Below are 14,510 nucleotides of genomic sequence, written 5' to 3'. Positions count from 1 at the left end.
CGCCCGGGAAGGGGCGATGTAGTGTGCATGCCCCAGTCCCATTACCAGCGCGCTGCGTCAGAACCTGCCTCGAAGACCGCAGACCGGACAGGCCCCGGCGGGACCCCGGCTGCCCTGCATGTGGTCCCGATCGGGGGCCATCCGGCCCTCGACGCGCAGACGCGTTCGCGGCTCGGCCAACAACTGCGGGCGCTGTACGATCCGGTGATCGACGAGGCTCTGGATCCGAGACTGGCGGAGCTGCTGCAGCAGCTCGACGCCGACCGGGCGGGGGGCGCTTCGCGCTGAAGGGGGCTCCCGCCGGTGGATCGGGGGGATGTCGCACCGACGGGAGCCGAGCCGAGCCGACGGAGCAGCCCAACCCGCTTCATATCGCCCAGGTCGATGCCCGAGCGCCATCACCTAAGTCAAATTCCTGGCCGAATACCACTGGATAAGCGATGAATTTGCCTATTCGTCGTTGAAAACCTGCCCGATGGGATCGTCCGGCGCTGCCCCCGAGCATCGTCCCGAACGGTGATCTCCGGCGTTCGGGCGACGATGATGTTGATCGCCGGGCCGGCCTCTCGGCCAGAATCCCGATTCCGGGACGCCGCTCAGGCCGTGGTGCCGGTCACCGACAGCATCACGCCGTCGTTGCCGATTTCGGCCCCGCTGTAGCCGAGCATCCGGGCGAGCTGCTCGCGGGCGCGCCAGACCCGGCTCTTCACGGTGCCGATCCGGCAGTTCATCACGGCGGCGGCTTCCTCGTAGCTCAGGTTCTCGATCGCCACGAGGACCAGCGCCTCGCGCATCATCGGCGCGAGGCGATCGAGGGCGGCGCGGACGTCCTGCAGGTCGAGGTGGCCCCCCTGCTCCGGGATGCTGGTCAGCCGCTCGGCATGGTTGCCGTCGGAATCGGCGATCTCCCGGCCCTGCTTCCGGTGCTGGCTGTAGAAGACGTTGCGCAGGATCGTGAACAGCCACGCTTCCAGGTTGGTGCCGGGGGTGAAGCTGCCCCGGCCGCGCCAGCCGCGCAGCAGCGTATCCTGCACAAGATCGTCGGCGGCCGCCGGGTCGCGGGTCAGCGAGACGGCGAAGCGGTGCAGCGCCGGCACCACCTCCAGCAGCCCGGCGCGGAACGTCGCCTCCCGCTCGCCCTCGGCCTGGGCGAGGGCGGCCTCAAGGCGGGCCAGGAGCTCGGCAAAGCGGTCCGAGGTGGCCCCCGGCGCCGGGCCGATCCGGTCGTAGGCGTGGCCGAGCAGCGTCCCCAGATGGGCGCGCACGGCCTCCGGCAGGCCGTGCCGGGCATCCTCGGCGGACGCGTCGGCGACATCCTCACGGGGATCCGCGACAGGATCGAGGAGGGATGAGCCTTCGGGGTCGGGCATTCAGGTCCGGTCGTCGGCGAGCGGGCCGGTCGGACCCGTGGACCGGTTGTGGCGCGCTGAGGACGCCCATGCCGCAACATGGGTTAGCGGTTTTCCCGAACGCCAATCAGCCGCGGGGGGACCGTGGAGCCGTAGCGTCAGTCTCGCCGCCGGATCGCCGCGACCCCCACCAGCAGGGCCACGCAGGCCGCCGCGGCAGCAAGGCCGACGCTCAGCGTCCCCGCGGAGGGAACACCCTTGGCGGCGCGCAATCCGCCATCGGCGGAGGTCCCCTGCGGCACCGGCTCGCGCAGGGCGCCGAGCGTGCGCGGACCCGGATCCGCCCGGTCGAGGGCACGGCGGAAGCCGAAGCCCATCAGGTGCTCGGTCGGGTACGGGGCCAGCGCGTAGCCGACCTGCGCGAGGCGGGCCGGCCAGCCGACCGCGACCTCGTCGCGGGGGTGGTGCACGAGGCGGATGAAGGCCTCGGCCACCGCCTCGGGGGCGTAGAACAGGTGGCCCGGATTGAGCCGCTTGCCGGTGACGTTGGCCCCGTGCTCCAGGCCCGGCGTGTCGACGATGGCCGGAAAAACCCCGCAGATATGGATGTGCCGGTGCCGGGCGAGTTCCTGGCGTAGGCTCGCCGAGAAGCCGCGCAGGCCGAACTTGCTCGCCGTGTAGGCCGCCGCGAAGGGCGTCGGCGCCCAGCCCCCCATCGAGACCGTGTTGATCAGCGTGCCCCGGCCGCGGTCGAGGAAATGCGGCAGCACCGCGTAGGCCCCGTGCATGGCGCCCAGCAGGTTCACCGCGATGGTCTGCCGGTGCAGGTCCAGCGGCGCATCGAGCAGGGGGCCGAACACGCCGGTGCCGGCGTTGTTGATCCACACGTCGATGCCGCCGAAGCGGCGCAGGGCTGCCGCGGCCAGGGCTTCCACGGCCTCCGGATCGGTGACGTCGGTGGGGACCGCGATGACTTCGGCGCCGGCCGCGCGCAGGTCTTGCGCCAAGTCGTCGAGCACCTGAGCCCGGCGGGCGGCCAGCACCACCCGGGCGCCCCGGGCCGCGAAGGCCTCGGCGGCGGCCCGGCCGATGCCGCTCGAGGCTCCGGTGATGACGACAGTGCCGCCGGTCAGACGCGTCATGCCGGTTTCCCCCGTGGTGATGCAACTGCACGGCGAACCGTTGCGCGCGATGCGGCGTTCCCCTTCGCGGCTGCGGCCTTTCGAACGCGTCGTCGCGCGTCTCCGGAAGCGCGGCCTCGCCATCTGCTCAAACCGATCCGGGATTCGCCGATGCCAGCCCCTGAACCCGCCCGCCCCGAGGCCGCCGGTCCGCAGGACCACGTGTCCGCGGTCTGGACGCTTGCGCTGGCCACCGCGCTGATCGGCCTTGTAGCCCTTCCCCGTCGGGCGGCACCGACCCACCGGGGGGCGGGCCGCGCGGCCGATAGCGCCTCTGACTGGGACGGAGCGCGCCGGCCCTCCCCCTCGCACGAAGGCGGCGCAGCGCACGCCGTCGCCCGGACCGAGGCCGATCGCGGGCGCAATGCCGCGACGCCCACCGAGATTCCCGCCAAGGGCTGGAAGGATATCGCGCTGCGCACCTATCACGACATCGGCGAGAACCGCCTGTCACTGATCGCGGCCGGCGTCACCTTCTTCACCCTGCTGGCGATCTTCCCCGCGGTGGCGGCGCTGGTCTCGTGTTACGGGCTCATCGCCGACGCCTCGACCATCAATGCGCAGCTCGCCAGCCTCCAGGGCATCCTGCCCCAGGGGGCGCTGGAGATCATCGGCGATCAGGTCAAGCGCCTGAACGAGCAGGGCGACACCACCCTCGGGTTCAGCCTGCTCTTCGGCATCGCCCTCTCGGTCTGGAGCGCCAACGGCGGCGTGAAGCACGTCTTCGACGCGCTCAACCTCGTCTACAACGAGCGGGAGAAGCGCAATGTTCTCGTCCTCAACCTCGTCTCCCTGGGCTTTACCGCGGGGGCGCTGCTGTTCCTGATCCTGGCGCTCGCCGCAGTCGTGGTGCTGCCGGTGGTGCTCAGCTATGTCGGGCTCGGTGCCGACGCGTGGTGGCTGACGCTGCTGCGCTGGCCGGTGCTGCTCGTGGCGGTGCTGCTCGGCCTCGCCCTGCTCTACCGCTACGGCCCCAGCCGGGACGCGCCGCGCTGGCGCTGGGTCACGCCGGGGGGCGCGCTGGCGGCCGTGCTCTGGCTCGTCGCCTCGCTGCTGTTCTCTTGGTACGTCGCCCATTTCGGAAGCTACAACAAGACTTACGGCTCGCTCGGCGCGGCTATCGGCTTCATGACCTGGATCTGGCTCTCGACCATGATCGTGCTCGCCGGGGGCCAGCTGAACGCCGAGATGGAGCACCAGACCGCCGAGGACACCACGGTCGGCGAACCGCAGCCGATCGGCACCCGCCGGGCGCGCATGGCCGATACGGTGGGGGCTGCCGCGGAGTAGCGCGCCGCCCGCACGGAGCGGGTCAGGCACCAGCTCAATGCCGGCGGCCGCAAGCAATGGCGGGTTCCGCGGCCGGACCGGGAGAGGATTCACGGCGTATCGCGCCTGGTGTGAAGGTCCCGCTGGGCAAACTAACACAGGTTGGCGCGCGTTTTTCCGGTCCGGGCACAAGCGGATCAAGAACATCCGGACTCCACGCTCCGGAAAACCGTCTACCGTGTGCCGATCGAAATATCCGTGCCTGACAACTTGATCGATATCTTCGGCACCACCGCCGCGTGCGCCGACCCGGACCCGCGTGTCCGCCGACCGTCCCGGTCCGGCCCGGACGCGAAGCCGCGGATGAAGGCCGGGCCGGCGGCATGAGGCCGGTTCGCGCCCGCTCCGCCGGCCTCGCCGCGATCTGACCGGAGGCGGGCGTGGAGAATCCGTTCGTGCGGAAGATGGAGCGGCATGTCCGCCTCGCGTCCGAGGACCGCGCGATCCTCGACGGTCTCGCACGCCAGCACATCCGCCACATCGCGGGCCGCCAGGACATCGAGGGCCCGCACACCGAGCCGTACCACACACACCTCATCCTCGACGGCTGGGCCTGCCGCTACAAGCAGTTCCCGGACGGGCGGCGGGCGATCGTCGCCCTGCTCCTGCCGGGCGACCTGTGCGATCCGTTCGTATTCCGCCGGGCACGCATGGACCATGCCATCGGGGCCTTGACCCCCGTCACGGTCGCCCGGATCACCCCCGACCAGATCGGAGACGCGATTCGCGGCCGTCCCGCGATCGAGGAGGGCCTGTGGCGGGAGATGCTCACCACCACGGCGATCCACCGCGAGTGGATCGCCAGCGTGGGCCGCCGCTCGGCGATCGAGCGGCTGGCGCACCTGTTCTGCGAATTGCACCTGCGGCTCACCTGGGCGGGCCTGGCGGACGGGACCAGCCTGCCGATGCCGGTGACCCAGCCGGATCTCGCCGACGCCCTCGGCCAGACGAGCGTGCACATCAACCGCACGCTCAAGGAGCTGCGCACCAGCGGCCTCGTCGCCCTGCGCAGCCGGCGCCTCACGATCCGCGACCTCGACGGCCTGCGGGAGCGGGGGTTGTTCGACCCGGCCTACCTCCTGCCGGCTTGAACCGAGCGGGCGATACGCCGCGGCACCGGTTGTCCTGAGAGTCCCGTGGTGAACCTTGTCTTGGGGCCGATGCGGCCGATCTCAGCGGAAGTGCCCGATCTGGGCAGGCCGACCGGCAGACGATGCACATTCACCTCGACGCACTGGGTGGCGTAGCCGGCGACATGTTCGCGGCCGCCCTGCTGGACGCCTTTCCCGAGCACCGGGAGGGCGTGTGCGCCAGCGTCCGGGCGGTCGATGCCCGCATCGCCTGCACGCTGCACCCGCACAACGACGGCATCCTGCGCGGGGCGCGCTTTTCCGTTTCCGGACCCGAGGTCGAGCCCGAACATCGGCAGGGCCACCGGCACGATCACCATGACCACCATCATGACCACGGCCACGACCATGCGCACGATCACACGCATGCCCATCCCCACGGTCACCGGCCCTGGTCGAAAATCCGCGCCGCGCTGACGGACGCGGATCTCGCGCCGGCGGTAAGGGCGCACGCGCTCGGCATCTTCGGACACCTCGCTGACGCCGAGGCCCGGGTGCACGGCATCGCGGTCGACGCGGTGGCGTTCCACGAGGTCGGGGCCTTCGATTCGATCGCCGACATCGTGGCGGCCGCCCACCTGATCGCCGCCCTGGGGGCGCGGAGCTGGAGCGTCTCGGCCCTGCCGCTCGGCTCCGGACGGGTGAGGACCCAGCACGGTCCCCTCCCCGTCCCGGCCCCGGCCACGACGCTGCTGCTCGACGGTTTTGCCACCCTCGACGACGGGATTCCCGGCGAGCGGGTGACCCCCACCGGGGCCGCGATCCTGCGCCATCTCTGCGGCGGCGATCCCGGGCGGGGCCGACCGCGCGGGATCCTCGGGCGCACCGGCATCGGCTTCGGCACGAAGGTGCTGCCGGGCCTGAGCAATTGCCTGCGCGCCCTGGTGCTGGAGGCGGGCGCCGCCGCCGGTCCGGGCCGGCGGGATCTCGCGGTGATCGCCTTCGAGGTCGACGACCAGTCCGGCGAGGACCTCGCCATGGGCCTCGACCGGCTGCGTGCCGAGCCCGGGATCCTCGACGTCGTGCAGGCGCCGGTGATCGGCAAGAAGGGCCGGATGATGGCCCATATCCAGGCCCTGGTGCGGCCGGAGAGCCTGGAGGCCGCCATCGCGGCCTGTTTCCGGGAGACCACCACGATCGGCCTGCGTTACCACCCTGTGGCGGGCGCGGTGCTGGATCGGGAAGCCCGCACGGTTGAGCAGGCGGGCCGGCCGGTCCGGGTTAAGATCGTCGACCGCCCGGGCGGGCGCACCGCCAAGGCCGAGGCCGACGATGCCCGCGACCATGCGGGCCACGCCGCGCGGGCCGCCCTGCGCCGGGAGGCCGAGCGGCGCGCGCTGGACCAGCAGCCGGAGGAGGAGCGGTGACGCGCCAGAACAATCTCGAAACCGTCCTCACCGGGCTCGGCCCCGTGGCGGTGGCGGTGAGCGGCGGGGTCGACAGCCTGACGCTCGCCACCCTCGCCCACCGGCTGGCGCCGGGCGCGGCCCTGATGGTCCACGCGGTCTCGCCGGCCGTGCCCGGGGAGGCGACCGCGCGGGTTCGCGCCGAGGCCGCCCGCGAGGGCTGGGATCTGCGGGTGATCGAGGCCGGCGAGTTCGCCGATCCGGCTTATCGGGCGAACCCGGTCAACCGCTGCTTCTTCTGCAAGACCAACCTGTACGGTGCGGTCCGGCAGGTGACCGACCGGCAGATCCTGTCGGGGGCCAATCGCGACGATCTCGGCGAGTACCGCCCCGGCCTCGACGCCGCCCGGGAGCACGGCGTGCGCCACCCCTACGTGGAGGCGGGGTTCGACAAGGCCGCCGTGCGGGCGCTCGCCCGCGACCTCGGCCTCGGGGCGGTTGCGGAGCTGCCGGCGGCGCCCTGCCTGTCGAGCCGGGTCGAGACCGGCATCGCGATCGAACCGGAGACCCTGACCTTCATCCACGCGGTCGAGCGGCTGGTCGGCGGAGCGCTCGAGGCTGGGGCCGGCTCTAAGCGCGCGGTCCGCTGCCGGGTGCGCGCCGAGGGGGTGGTGGTGGAACTCGATCCCGGGAGCCTGGCGGCCCTCGACGCCAAGGATCGCGAAACGCTCGGTGCGGGCATCCGGGACATGGCGCCGCCACATCTCGCCGGCCTCGTCCGGTTCGCGCCCTACCGGGTCGGCAGCGCCTTCCTGGTGCAGCAGGGAGAGGCCCGGTCGTGAGCGTCGCGGAAGAATTCACCCTCGATTTCGCCCGGTCCGAGCGGATCGGCCTGGAGGAGGCGATCTTCTGCGCCGGCAAGAGCCCGGAGCAGATCGACGCGATCCTCGAGGCTGCCCGGGTGCGAGGCGCCTCGCTGCTCCTCACGCGCCTCGACCCGGAGAAGCGCGATCGGCTCCGGGACGCGGCGCGGCTCGACTATTGTCCGGTCTCGCGCACGGCGGTGTTCGGCGAGGCGCCGCGGGTCACCGGTCCCGCCCGGGTCGCCGTGGTGGCGGCCGGCACCTCGGATGTGCCGGTTGCCCGCGAGGCCCTGCGGGTGCTGGCCTATGGCGGACGGGCGGCCTCGCTCTTCGCCGATGTCGGCGTCGCCGGCCTGTGGCGGCTGACCACGCGCTTGGAAGACATCCGGGCGCATCCGGTGGTGATCGTCGCCGCCGGCATGGATGCGGCGTTGCCCAGCGTCGTCGGCGGCCTCGTGGCCGGGGCGGTGATCGCGGTGCCGACCTCCGTGGGCTACGGCGTCGCCGCGGGCGGCCGGGCCGCCCTGGAGGCCGTGCTGGCGAGCTGCGCGCCCGGCATCACGGTGGTCAACATCGACAACGGTTACGGCGCCGCCTGCGCCGCCCTGCGCCTGCTGCACGCGGCAGGACGCCTCGCCGAGGAGCGCGAACGATGACCCGGCCCGACGCATTACCTCCCCTCACCCGGACATTCTCGAACGGAGACAGCCGATGGAACGCCGCAGCTTCCTCCAGGGCGCCGTGCTCGGCGCAGGTCTTTCGGGCGCAAGCCTCGCGGGCGCCGGCAGCGCAGGTGCGGCCGTGAACGCCCCGGGTCTTCCCAACACCCGCCCGCAGGACCCCGCGGACCTGCCCTTCGTCACCGATCCCGGCGAGCGCCGGGGCGAGATGCTCTACCGGACCTTCGGCAAGACGTCGGAAAAGATCTCGGCGATCGGTATGGGCGGGTTCCACCTCGGCAAGAGCGCCGTGACGGACGACGAGGCGACGCGGCTGATCCATGCCGGGATCGACCGCGGCATCACCTTCATGGACAATTGCTGGGACTACAACGACGGGCGCTCCGAGCTGCGCATGGGCGCGGCCCTGGCCCAGGGCGGCTACCGCGACAAGGTCTTCCTGATGTCCAAGATGGACGGGCGGACCAAGGAGGAGGCGCTCAAGCAGATCGACCAGTCGCTCCTGCGCCTGCGCACCGACCGGATCGACCTCGTCCAGCACCACGAGATCCTGCGCTACGACGATCCCGACCGGGTCTTCGCCGAGGGCGGCGCCATGGAGGGGTTCCTGGAGGCCAAACGCCAAGGCAAGCTGCGCTACATAGGCTTCACCGGCCACAAGGACCCGCGTATCCACCTGCAGATGCTGGAGGTGGCAGCCGAGCGCGGCTTCCACTTCGATTCCGTGCAGATGCCCGTCAACGTGATGGACGCGCATTTCCGCTCGTTCAGCCACCTCGTGCTGCCGTATCTCGTGCAGAACGGCATCGCGCCGCTCGCCATGAAGACCTTCGGCGACGGGGTGATCCTGAAGGCGGACGCGCCGATCAAGCCGATCGAGTACCTGCACTTCTCGCTGAACCTGCCGGTCTCGGTGGTGATCACCGGCATCCAGAACCAGCGCGACCTCGACCAGGCCTTCGAGGCGGTGAAGACCTTCAAGCCGATGGACAAGGCGGCGGTGGCCGAGCTGCTGTCGCGGTCCAAGCCCTACGCGCTGGAGGGCAAGTACGAGCTGTTCAAGACGAGCGCGACCTTCGACGGCACCGCCAAGAACGCGGCGTGGCTCGGTGACGACGTGCAGGGCGTGAAGAAGCTCGCGCCGACGATGGAGTAGCTGGCGGGCGAACGGGTCTCCCCCTCTCCGGAAGTGGAGAGAGGGGGATGCCGGCCGCTATGTTGGCGCTCCGACTGCGAAGCGTGCGTGACGCTGCAAGGCCCGCGGCGAGGGGCGTGTGCCCCTGCCGCGGGTTGACGGCCTCAGGCGCGGCCGGAGCGGCGCAGGAGGGCAGCCGCCGCCGCCGTGGCGCCCGCGAGCAGGATCCCGGTCAGGACCGGGTTGATCGAGGCCTGCGTGTAGGTGCTGCGCATGACATGATGCGGTGAGGCGCCGCGTACGGTCCCGTCGCGGCCGGCCGCGTAGAGGGCGCCGTCCCGATCCGGCTTGGCCGGGCCTGCGGCCTTCTGGGTCCGGGACATGGCCGTGGCCCCCATCCAGTCGGTGACCGAGGGCACGCGTTTGCGCAGGGAACTCATCACCTTGCCGCCGCCGCCGACATAGAGGTCCCGCGGGCCGTGCTCGGCGGCGTACAGGATCGCCTCGGCGACGTCCGCCGGATCGTAGACCGGCGGGGGCAGCTTCGGGGCCCGCGCCATGTAGTTCCTGGCGTGCTCCGGGAACGGCGTGTCGATCGAGGCCGGCTTGATCAGCGTCACCGAGACCGGGGCGCCCTCCTCCTGCAATTCCATGCGCAGGGCGTCGGTGAAGCCTTTGATCGCGTGCTTGGAGGCGCAGTACATGCCCTGGATCGGGAAGGCGAGATCGGAGGCGATCGAGCCCAGGTTGATCAGCGCGCCCCCACGCTTCTTCAGCTGCGGCAGCGCCACCGTCGAGCCGTAGACGATCCCCCAGAAGTTCACGTCGAACAGCCGACGATGGTCTTCGTCCGAGACCTCTTCGAGACGGCCGAAGATCGAGAGGCCCGCATTGTTGACCCAGGTGTCGAAGCCGCCATAGGCGCGCACCGCCTCGGCGGCCAGCGCCTCGACGTCCGCGCGGCGGGACACGTCCGTGACGACGGCCCGGGCCTCGCCGCCGCGCTCCTGGATGTCGTGGGCGATGTCGTCGAGGGCGGCGCCGTTGCGGGCCGCCAGGATCACGCGGGCCCCGCGCCGGGCGGCGGCCCGTGCCGTGGCGAGGCCGATCCCGCTGGAGGCGCCGGTGATGACAATCACCTGCTCGCGCAAGGGCTTGTGGCGGATCTGCATGCTGCGTCTTCCTCTCGTTGGTCGCGCTGAAGCGGCGCCGGCTTGGCCGGACGGATTACCGGCCGCCGGGCGGGTCCCGCTCGGCCCCGAGGCTCGACCCACCCCGGCGCGCCTCCTCCTTCTCGGTGCCGGCCCGCTCCATCGGTCCGTCCTGCGGCTTGACCGTGCCGGTGGCGGTGTCGAGGGGCGCGTTGGCGAGGCCCGCGCTCGCGGGCTTGCCGGTGGGCATCCGCTGGGCCTGCGTGTCGTCCGGTGTATCCGCCATGCGGTGTCCCTCTGAAGGCGTGCCGGACGCCCCGGCGCCGGGCCGGGCGCGATGCCCGATCCTCAGGGCCAACCCGCCGGGGCCGCCGGCGTATCCAGGATTCGTCCAACGCGATCTTCACGCGGGCGGCCCGCGGTCGGAACGGAGCTGTCCGCTTCGTGTTGTCAGCCAAATCTTTATTCGGAGACATGACGATGTCGGGAACCGCGAAGAAGACCGACCCCAAGCTGTGGGAGAAGGTCAAGAAGCAGGTCACGAAGTCAGAAAAGGGCGGCAAGCCGGGTCAGTGGTCGGCCCGCAAGGCGCAGATGGCCACGGCCGAATACAAGAAGGAAGGCGGCGGCTACGCCGGCAAGAAGTCGGACGACAACCACCTCAAGCAGTGGACCGACGAGGAGTGGGACACGAAGTCGGGCAAGGAGAGCGGCAAGACCGGCGAGCGCTACCTGCCCAAGAAGGCCCGCGAGAAACTGAGCGACAAGGAATACGCCGACAGCACCGCCAAGAAGCGGGCCGACAGCGCCAAGGGCAAGCAGTTCTCGAAGCAGCCGAAGGCGGCCGCCGAGAAATCCGCCGCCGCACGCAAGACCGGCAAGGCGAGCAGCAGCAAGGCATCTGGCAAGACGGAGAGCAAGTCCGGGACGACCAAGGCCGAGCTGATGCGCAAGGCCCGGGCGCAGAACGTGCCCGGCCGGTCGAAGATGTCGAAGGCGCAGCTGGAGCATGCCGTCCACGCCTGAGGCGGGCGGTACCCCACAACGAAAGACGCCCCGGGAGAGACTCCCGGGGCGTTGCTCGGCACGAGCGGCCAGTCTGATCGGGCTGGGGATGCTCAGGTCGAGGGGCGATGCGGCGGGGCCGCATCGCGGATGGTCGACCACCGGGAGAACACCCGCGGGCCATCAGGCCCGACGGATGCTTCCGCGGGTAAGTCTTAGTACGAGCCGAACTTGTAGTTCAGGCCGGCGCGGATGACGGCGAACTCGTCGGAGCGACGGCCGACGGGGTTGTAGGCCACCGGGAAGTTGTTGGCGGCGTTGATGACCAGGGCACCCTGGTTGCGGGTGTTGCGGTCGAGGTTGACGTACAGGCCTTCGACCTTGAGCGTCACGGCCGAGGAGCGGAAGAAGTTCAGGAACGAGTCGACCGGGAGCGCGTACTCCATGCCGCCGCCGACCGCGTAGCCGGTGCGGAAGCTGTCGTTGCCGGCGTAGCCACCGAACGAACGGTCAGCCGAGCCCGAGCCGTAGGCGAAGCCGCCGGTGCCGTACACGAGGACGCGGTCGAAGGCGTAGCCGAGGCGGCCGCGCACGGTGCCGAAGAAGTCGAGGCTCGACAGGCCACGCGGGTCGGTGACGTAGTAGCCGGCGGCCAGCGGGCCGGTGACGATGGAACGGTTCCGGTTGCGGCCGAAGTCGAGGTACTGGGCGTCGGCCTCGACGCCGAACACCACGCCGTTGCCCGGGGTCAGCTGGAAGTTGTAGCCGATCTGGGCGCCGCCGGAGAAGCCTTCCTGGTTGTTCTGGCCGAAATAGGCCGTCGTGCCGTTGCCGTACGGAGCCGGGACGGCGAAGCTCGAGGTGTTGTTGCTGCTGGCATCGAACGCGTAGCCGGCGTTGATACCGAAGTAGGCGCCCGACCAGGTGAACACCGGCACGGGGGTGAACACGGGCGGCGGGGCAGCCCGGCGCGGCAGGTCGGCGGCCGAGGCGGCGCCGGTGAGGAGGGCCGTGGCGGCGCTCGCGAGAAGAAGCTTCTTGATCATCTGGTCCTCTGTCTCCCGTTGGGCGGGATGTGTACGAGGCCAATGAACGACAGGTTGAGGCTGCGCGATAGTGCATCGCTGCAACAGCCGAGCTTGGTGTTTTGAGGCGCCCAATAATCAAGTGCGCTGGAGCACATCCCGCGGAAGATTGCCACGGGGTGGATGAGAGCGCGTATCCAGCGGTCTTCCGTGAACAAGAAGCCCCGCATCGCCAGGGGCGGGCGGGGCTTTGAGTTCGCTCGTGAACGTTCCTAGGACCAACCAGGAAGCTTCGTCGTTTGTTAAATCTTACCGGACGACGGCCCGCAAGCCCGGCCATCGCGGTCGAACGCGGTTAACATTAATTTACGCCCGGCCCCGGCGATACATAGGTTCGAGCCCTGCGCGGCGGCGCGGTCTCCCGGCTGTCCCCGCCCCGTTTCGCCGGCATCCGGCATCGATGTCCCGCAGGCCTCCACGGTCATCGGCGCGACATGACCAGTGATCACGCTCGTGGTCCGCGGGAGACAACGACGTTCTGTCCAATCTGCATTTGGCCAATCGGTCTTCGGCAACGCGGAGTCCCGGTACCGCCACGAATCGCGAAGCCGGAATGTACGGCCACCCGCGATTCAACCCTCGGCCCGGGCGAAACGGCGGCCTGTGGAGAAGCGGCGGATGTCGAGCGGATCGCGTGGGGCATTCGGCTGGTGGATCCAGGCCGGCTCTATCCGGTGCACGCTCCTGTCCCGCTCTCCGGCCCCGAGGGTAGGACCCCTGCGGACGCCGCGATTGCGTGGGCGGTCCGGGCCTGCGGCCGCGCAGCCGGGTTCGACGCGCCGGACACCTTCGCGGGGACGCCGCCCGGCGACGTGCCGGTGGTGTTCGGGCCGTTCCTGAACCGGTCGGCTCTGGCGGTGTCGCTGGCCGATCTCCGGCGCTTCGTGCCGGCGGCCATCGTCGTGCGGGCGCAACCACCCAAGCCGTGACGGCGTATCGGGGACGCCGCTGGGCGTCGCCTGCGACGTCCTCGCCGCCATCGTCACCAATCCGCGGGTGTGGCGGCTCCGGTGACCGCTTGCGCAGGAGGGGCATCCTGTGGTGACCCTGCCGGCATGGCGCCGCCGCAAGTCCCCTTCCCGCTCGGAACCCGCCGCGGGCGTCGCTCCTGCGTGACGCGCCTGGGGGCGTAGCGCCGGATGTTCGGATTCTCCCTCAGCTCCACCGAGCCCGACAGCATCGCGCACATCATCCAGGTGGCGCTCGCGCCGGCCTTCCTGCTGTCGGCGCTCGCGACCCTGCTCAACGTGTTCTCGACCCGCCTCGGCCGAATCTCCGACAAGGTCGATGCCCTCTCGGCGGAGGCCGAGCGGGCGACGAGCGCCGACGCCGCGCGCCTGTCCCGCCGGCTGACTTTCCTGCGGCGGCGCTCCTTCATGCTCGACGTGGCCGTCGCCCTGGCCTCGCTCGGCGGCTGCCTGATCGGGCTGGCCGTGCTGACGCTGTTCGTCGGCGCCCTGCGCGACGGCGCCGCCGCATCGGTCCTGTTCGCGTGCTTCGGGGCGGCCCTGGTCTGCACCGTTGCGGCCATCGCCGCCTTCATGGGCGAGATCCTGATGGCCGGTCATGGCGTGCGCGACGAGGTCGACCGCCAGCAGGACGCGGTCCCCGAACGGCCGTGAGGCCGCCGCCCGCCTCGTCCAGCGGTGCGCTTTGATCCCACCCGCGTCACGGCCCGACGGGACTTGGTTGCAAGTTCCTGGGAACCGGGCCTTAATCTGACCCGTGCCTGATGGCCCCGCACCCCGGAACCGAGGGTTTCGTCATGACGATCGCGATCCTCGTTGCCCTTGTGGCCGGAGCCCTCACGCTCGGAGTTCTCTCCTCGGTCGCGCCGTTCCGGCGCCGGGAGGAGATCGAGCTGGACGAGGGTTGCCTGTCCGACGACGAGCTCTTCGACTTGGGCGGCCCCGTGATCGACCTGGAGCCGCTTCGCTGAGGCGCGCGGTTCCTGTCGGGCGGCGTTACGATTCGGCTTCCGGCGCCCCTGAGCCGGGTGGGGTATTCTGACGCCTGGACCAGACGACCCGGCCAGCCGTGTCCCGCAGGGCGGCCGAACCCGAGCGGCCGGCGAGGAGCTGCGCGAATCGGGCCTTCGCGTCGGCCACGGCCGCGTCCTCGGAGGGGGCGCGGATCTGCTCGTCGTGGATGATGATGCCGCTCGCGCTCTCCCGGTGCACGACGCATTGCAGCCGATAGGCGGCCGGATTCGAGCGCGCGTCCATGGCTTCCTCCGGGCCGGCGGCGCGGCTCACG

17 protein-coding genes are annotated in these 14,510 nt (G+C 70.9%); 11 read left to right on the top strand and 6 right to left on the bottom strand.

What is annotated here, in order from left to right; all coding sequences use genetic code 11:
• The first annotated feature begins 27 nt into the window (after positions 1–27).
• Positions 28–288 carry a hypothetical protein gene (locus BLQ49_RS16940; protein WP_091717707.1) on the top strand — a complete coding sequence of 87 codons (261 nt, stop codon included), beginning with the start codon at positions 28–30 and terminating at the stop codon, positions 286–288.
• A 308-nt stretch (positions 289–596) separates the two neighbouring features.
• Here BLQ49_RS16940 and BLQ49_RS16935 read toward each other — a convergent pair whose 3' ends face one another.
• Both BLQ49_RS16935 and BLQ49_RS16930 read right to left on the bottom strand, forming a co-directional pair.
• Positions 597–1,370, bottom strand: coding sequence for a sigma-70 family RNA polymerase sigma factor (locus BLQ49_RS16935; RefSeq protein ID WP_091717705.1), 774 nt, complete (start codon positions 1,368–1,370; stop codon positions 597–599).
• Positions 1,371–1,507: 137 nt separating this feature from the next.
• The gene (locus BLQ49_RS16930; RefSeq protein ID WP_091717702.1) at positions 1,508–2,491 is read right to left on the bottom strand and encodes an SDR family oxidoreductase; all 984 of its coding nucleotides are present in this window, start codon (positions 2,489–2,491) and stop codon (positions 1,508–1,510) included.
• A 150-nt stretch (positions 2,492–2,641) separates the two neighbouring features.
• Here BLQ49_RS16930 and BLQ49_RS16925 point away from each other — a divergent pair, with 150 nt between their 5' ends.
• The 6 genes from BLQ49_RS16925 (at position 2,642) to BLQ49_RS16900 (ending at position 9,034) form a co-directional block, all read left to right on the top strand.
• Positions 2,642–3,820 (top strand): YihY/virulence factor BrkB family protein, encoded by a 1,179-nt coding sequence (locus BLQ49_RS16925; protein WP_091717700.1) that lies wholly within the window; start codon positions 2,642–2,644, stop codon positions 3,818–3,820.
• 419 nt (positions 3,821–4,239) lie between these two features.
• A complete protein-coding gene (locus tag BLQ49_RS16920) occupies positions 4,240–4,950 on the top strand; it encodes a Crp/Fnr family transcriptional regulator (protein ID WP_091717698.1) in 711 nt (236 codons plus the stop codon).
• Between the two features lie 122 nt (positions 4,951–5,072).
• Entirely contained in the window at positions 5,073–6,356 is a 1,284-nt protein-coding gene (gene larC / locus BLQ49_RS16915; RefSeq protein WP_091717696.1) for a nickel pincer cofactor biosynthesis protein LarC, read from the top strand.
• The gene (gene larE / locus BLQ49_RS16910) at positions 6,353–7,177 is read left to right on the top strand and encodes an ATP-dependent sacrificial sulfur transferase LarE (protein ID WP_091717694.1); all 825 of its coding nucleotides are present in this window, start codon (positions 6,353–6,355) and stop codon (positions 7,175–7,177) included. Before larC ends, larE begins: the two co-directional genes overlap by 4 nt.
• Positions 7,174–7,854 (top strand): nickel pincer cofactor biosynthesis protein LarB, encoded by a 681-nt coding sequence (gene larB / locus BLQ49_RS16905; RefSeq protein ID WP_091717692.1) that lies wholly within the window; start codon positions 7,174–7,176, stop codon positions 7,852–7,854. Before larE ends, larB begins: the two co-directional genes overlap by 4 nt.
• Positions 7,855–7,909: 55 nt before the next feature.
• Positions 7,910–9,034, top strand: coding sequence for an aldo/keto reductase (locus BLQ49_RS16900; RefSeq protein WP_091717690.1), 1,125 nt, complete (start codon positions 7,910–7,912; stop codon positions 9,032–9,034).
• Between the two features lie 143 nt (positions 9,035–9,177).
• Here BLQ49_RS16900 and BLQ49_RS16895 read toward each other — a convergent pair whose 3' ends face one another.
• Both BLQ49_RS16895 and BLQ49_RS16890 read right to left on the bottom strand, forming a co-directional pair.
• A complete protein-coding gene (locus BLQ49_RS16895; RefSeq protein ID WP_091717688.1) occupies positions 9,178–10,185 on the bottom strand; it encodes an SDR family oxidoreductase in 1,008 nt (335 codons plus the stop codon).
• 55 nt (positions 10,186–10,240) lie between these two features.
• Positions 10,241–10,450 (bottom strand): hypothetical protein, encoded by a 210-nt coding sequence (locus BLQ49_RS16890; RefSeq protein ID WP_091717686.1) that lies wholly within the window; start codon positions 10,448–10,450, stop codon positions 10,241–10,243.
• A gap of 194 nt (positions 10,451–10,644) precedes the next feature.
• Here BLQ49_RS16890 and BLQ49_RS16885 point away from each other — a divergent pair, with 194 nt between their 5' ends.
• Positions 10,645–11,190 carry a hypothetical protein gene (locus tag BLQ49_RS16885; RefSeq protein WP_091718048.1) on the top strand — a complete coding sequence of 182 codons (546 nt, stop codon included), beginning with the start codon at positions 10,645–10,647 and terminating at the stop codon, positions 11,188–11,190.
• Positions 11,191–11,384: 194 nt separating this feature from the next.
• Here the strand turns inward: BLQ49_RS16885 and BLQ49_RS16880 are convergent, their stop codons facing one another.
• Positions 11,385–12,215 (bottom strand): outer membrane protein, encoded by an 831-nt coding sequence (locus tag BLQ49_RS16880; protein WP_091717684.1) that lies wholly within the window; start codon positions 12,213–12,215, stop codon positions 11,385–11,387.
• 713 nt (positions 12,216–12,928) lie between these two features.
• Here BLQ49_RS16880 and BLQ49_RS16875 point away from each other — a divergent pair.
• From BLQ49_RS16875 to BLQ49_RS29735, 3 genes are all read left to right on the top strand, one after another.
• Entirely contained in the window at positions 12,929–13,183 is a 255-nt protein-coding gene (locus tag BLQ49_RS16875; protein WP_143012274.1) for a hypothetical protein, read from the top strand.
• A 210-nt stretch (positions 13,184–13,393) separates the two neighbouring features.
• Positions 13,394–13,876: a DUF2721 domain-containing protein gene (locus BLQ49_RS16870; RefSeq protein ID WP_091717680.1), complete on the top strand. Its 483-nt coding sequence runs from the start codon at positions 13,394–13,396 to the stop codon at positions 13,874–13,876.
• A gap of 143 nt (positions 13,877–14,019) precedes the next feature.
• Positions 14,020–14,193 (top strand): hypothetical protein, encoded by a 174-nt coding sequence (locus BLQ49_RS29735; RefSeq protein ID WP_167627725.1) that lies wholly within the window; start codon positions 14,020–14,022, stop codon positions 14,191–14,193.
• A 25-nt stretch (positions 14,194–14,218) separates the two neighbouring features.
• On the opposite strand, the gene BLQ49_RS16860 is transcribed toward BLQ49_RS29735, so the two are convergent.
• Entirely contained in the window at positions 14,219–14,479 is a 261-nt protein-coding gene (locus tag BLQ49_RS16860) for a hypothetical protein (RefSeq protein ID WP_091718046.1), read from the bottom strand.
• Positions 14,480–14,510: the final 31 nt, after the last annotated feature.

The organism is Methylobacterium phyllostachyos (assembly GCF_900103445.1).
Lineage (GTDB): Bacteria > Pseudomonadota > Alphaproteobacteria > Rhizobiales > Beijerinckiaceae > Methylobacterium > Methylobacterium phyllostachyos.
This window is presented reverse-complemented; position numbering and strand designations above follow the sequence as displayed.

Excerpts from the sequence above, each read along its gene's own strand:
- BLQ49_RS16940 (WP_091717707.1), top strand. The coding sequence starts at position 28 with ATGCCCCAGTCCCATTACCAGCGCGCTGCGTCAGAACCTGCCTCGAAG.
- BLQ49_RS16935 (WP_091717705.1), bottom strand. The coding sequence starts at position 1,370 with ATGCCCGACCCCGAAGGCTCATCCCTCCTCGATCCTGTCGCGGATCCC.
- BLQ49_RS16930 (WP_091717702.1), bottom strand. The coding sequence starts at position 2,491 with ATGACGCGTCTGACCGGCGGCACTGTCGTCATCACCGGAGCCTCGAGC.
- BLQ49_RS16925 (WP_091717700.1), top strand. The coding sequence starts at position 2,642 with ATGCCAGCCCCTGAACCCGCCCGCCCCGAGGCCGCCGGTCCGCAGGAC.
- larC (WP_091717696.1), top strand. The coding sequence starts at position 5,073 with ATGCACATTCACCTCGACGCACTGGGTGGCGTAGCCGGCGACATGTTC.
- BLQ49_RS16900 (WP_091717690.1), top strand. The coding sequence starts at position 7,910 with ATGGAACGCCGCAGCTTCCTCCAGGGCGCCGTGCTCGGCGCAGGTCTT.
- BLQ49_RS16895 (WP_091717688.1), bottom strand. The coding sequence starts at position 10,185 with ATGCAGATCCGCCACAAGCCCTTGCGCGAGCAGGTGATTGTCATCACC.
- BLQ49_RS16890 (WP_091717686.1), bottom strand. The coding sequence starts at position 10,450 with ATGGCGGATACACCGGACGACACGCAGGCCCAGCGGATGCCCACCGGC.
- BLQ49_RS16885 (WP_091718048.1), top strand. The coding sequence starts at position 10,645 with ATGTCGGGAACCGCGAAGAAGACCGACCCCAAGCTGTGGGAGAAGGTC.
- BLQ49_RS16880 (WP_091717684.1), bottom strand. The coding sequence starts at position 12,215 with ATGATCAAGAAGCTTCTTCTCGCGAGCGCCGCCACGGCCCTCCTCACC.
- BLQ49_RS16870 (WP_091717680.1), top strand. The coding sequence starts at position 13,394 with ATGTTCGGATTCTCCCTCAGCTCCACCGAGCCCGACAGCATCGCGCAC.
- BLQ49_RS29735 (WP_167627725.1), top strand. The coding sequence starts at position 14,020 with ATGACGATCGCGATCCTCGTTGCCCTTGTGGCCGGAGCCCTCACGCTC.
- BLQ49_RS16860 (WP_091718046.1), bottom strand. The coding sequence starts at position 14,479 with ATGGACGCGCGCTCGAATCCGGCCGCCTATCGGCTGCAATGCGTCGTG.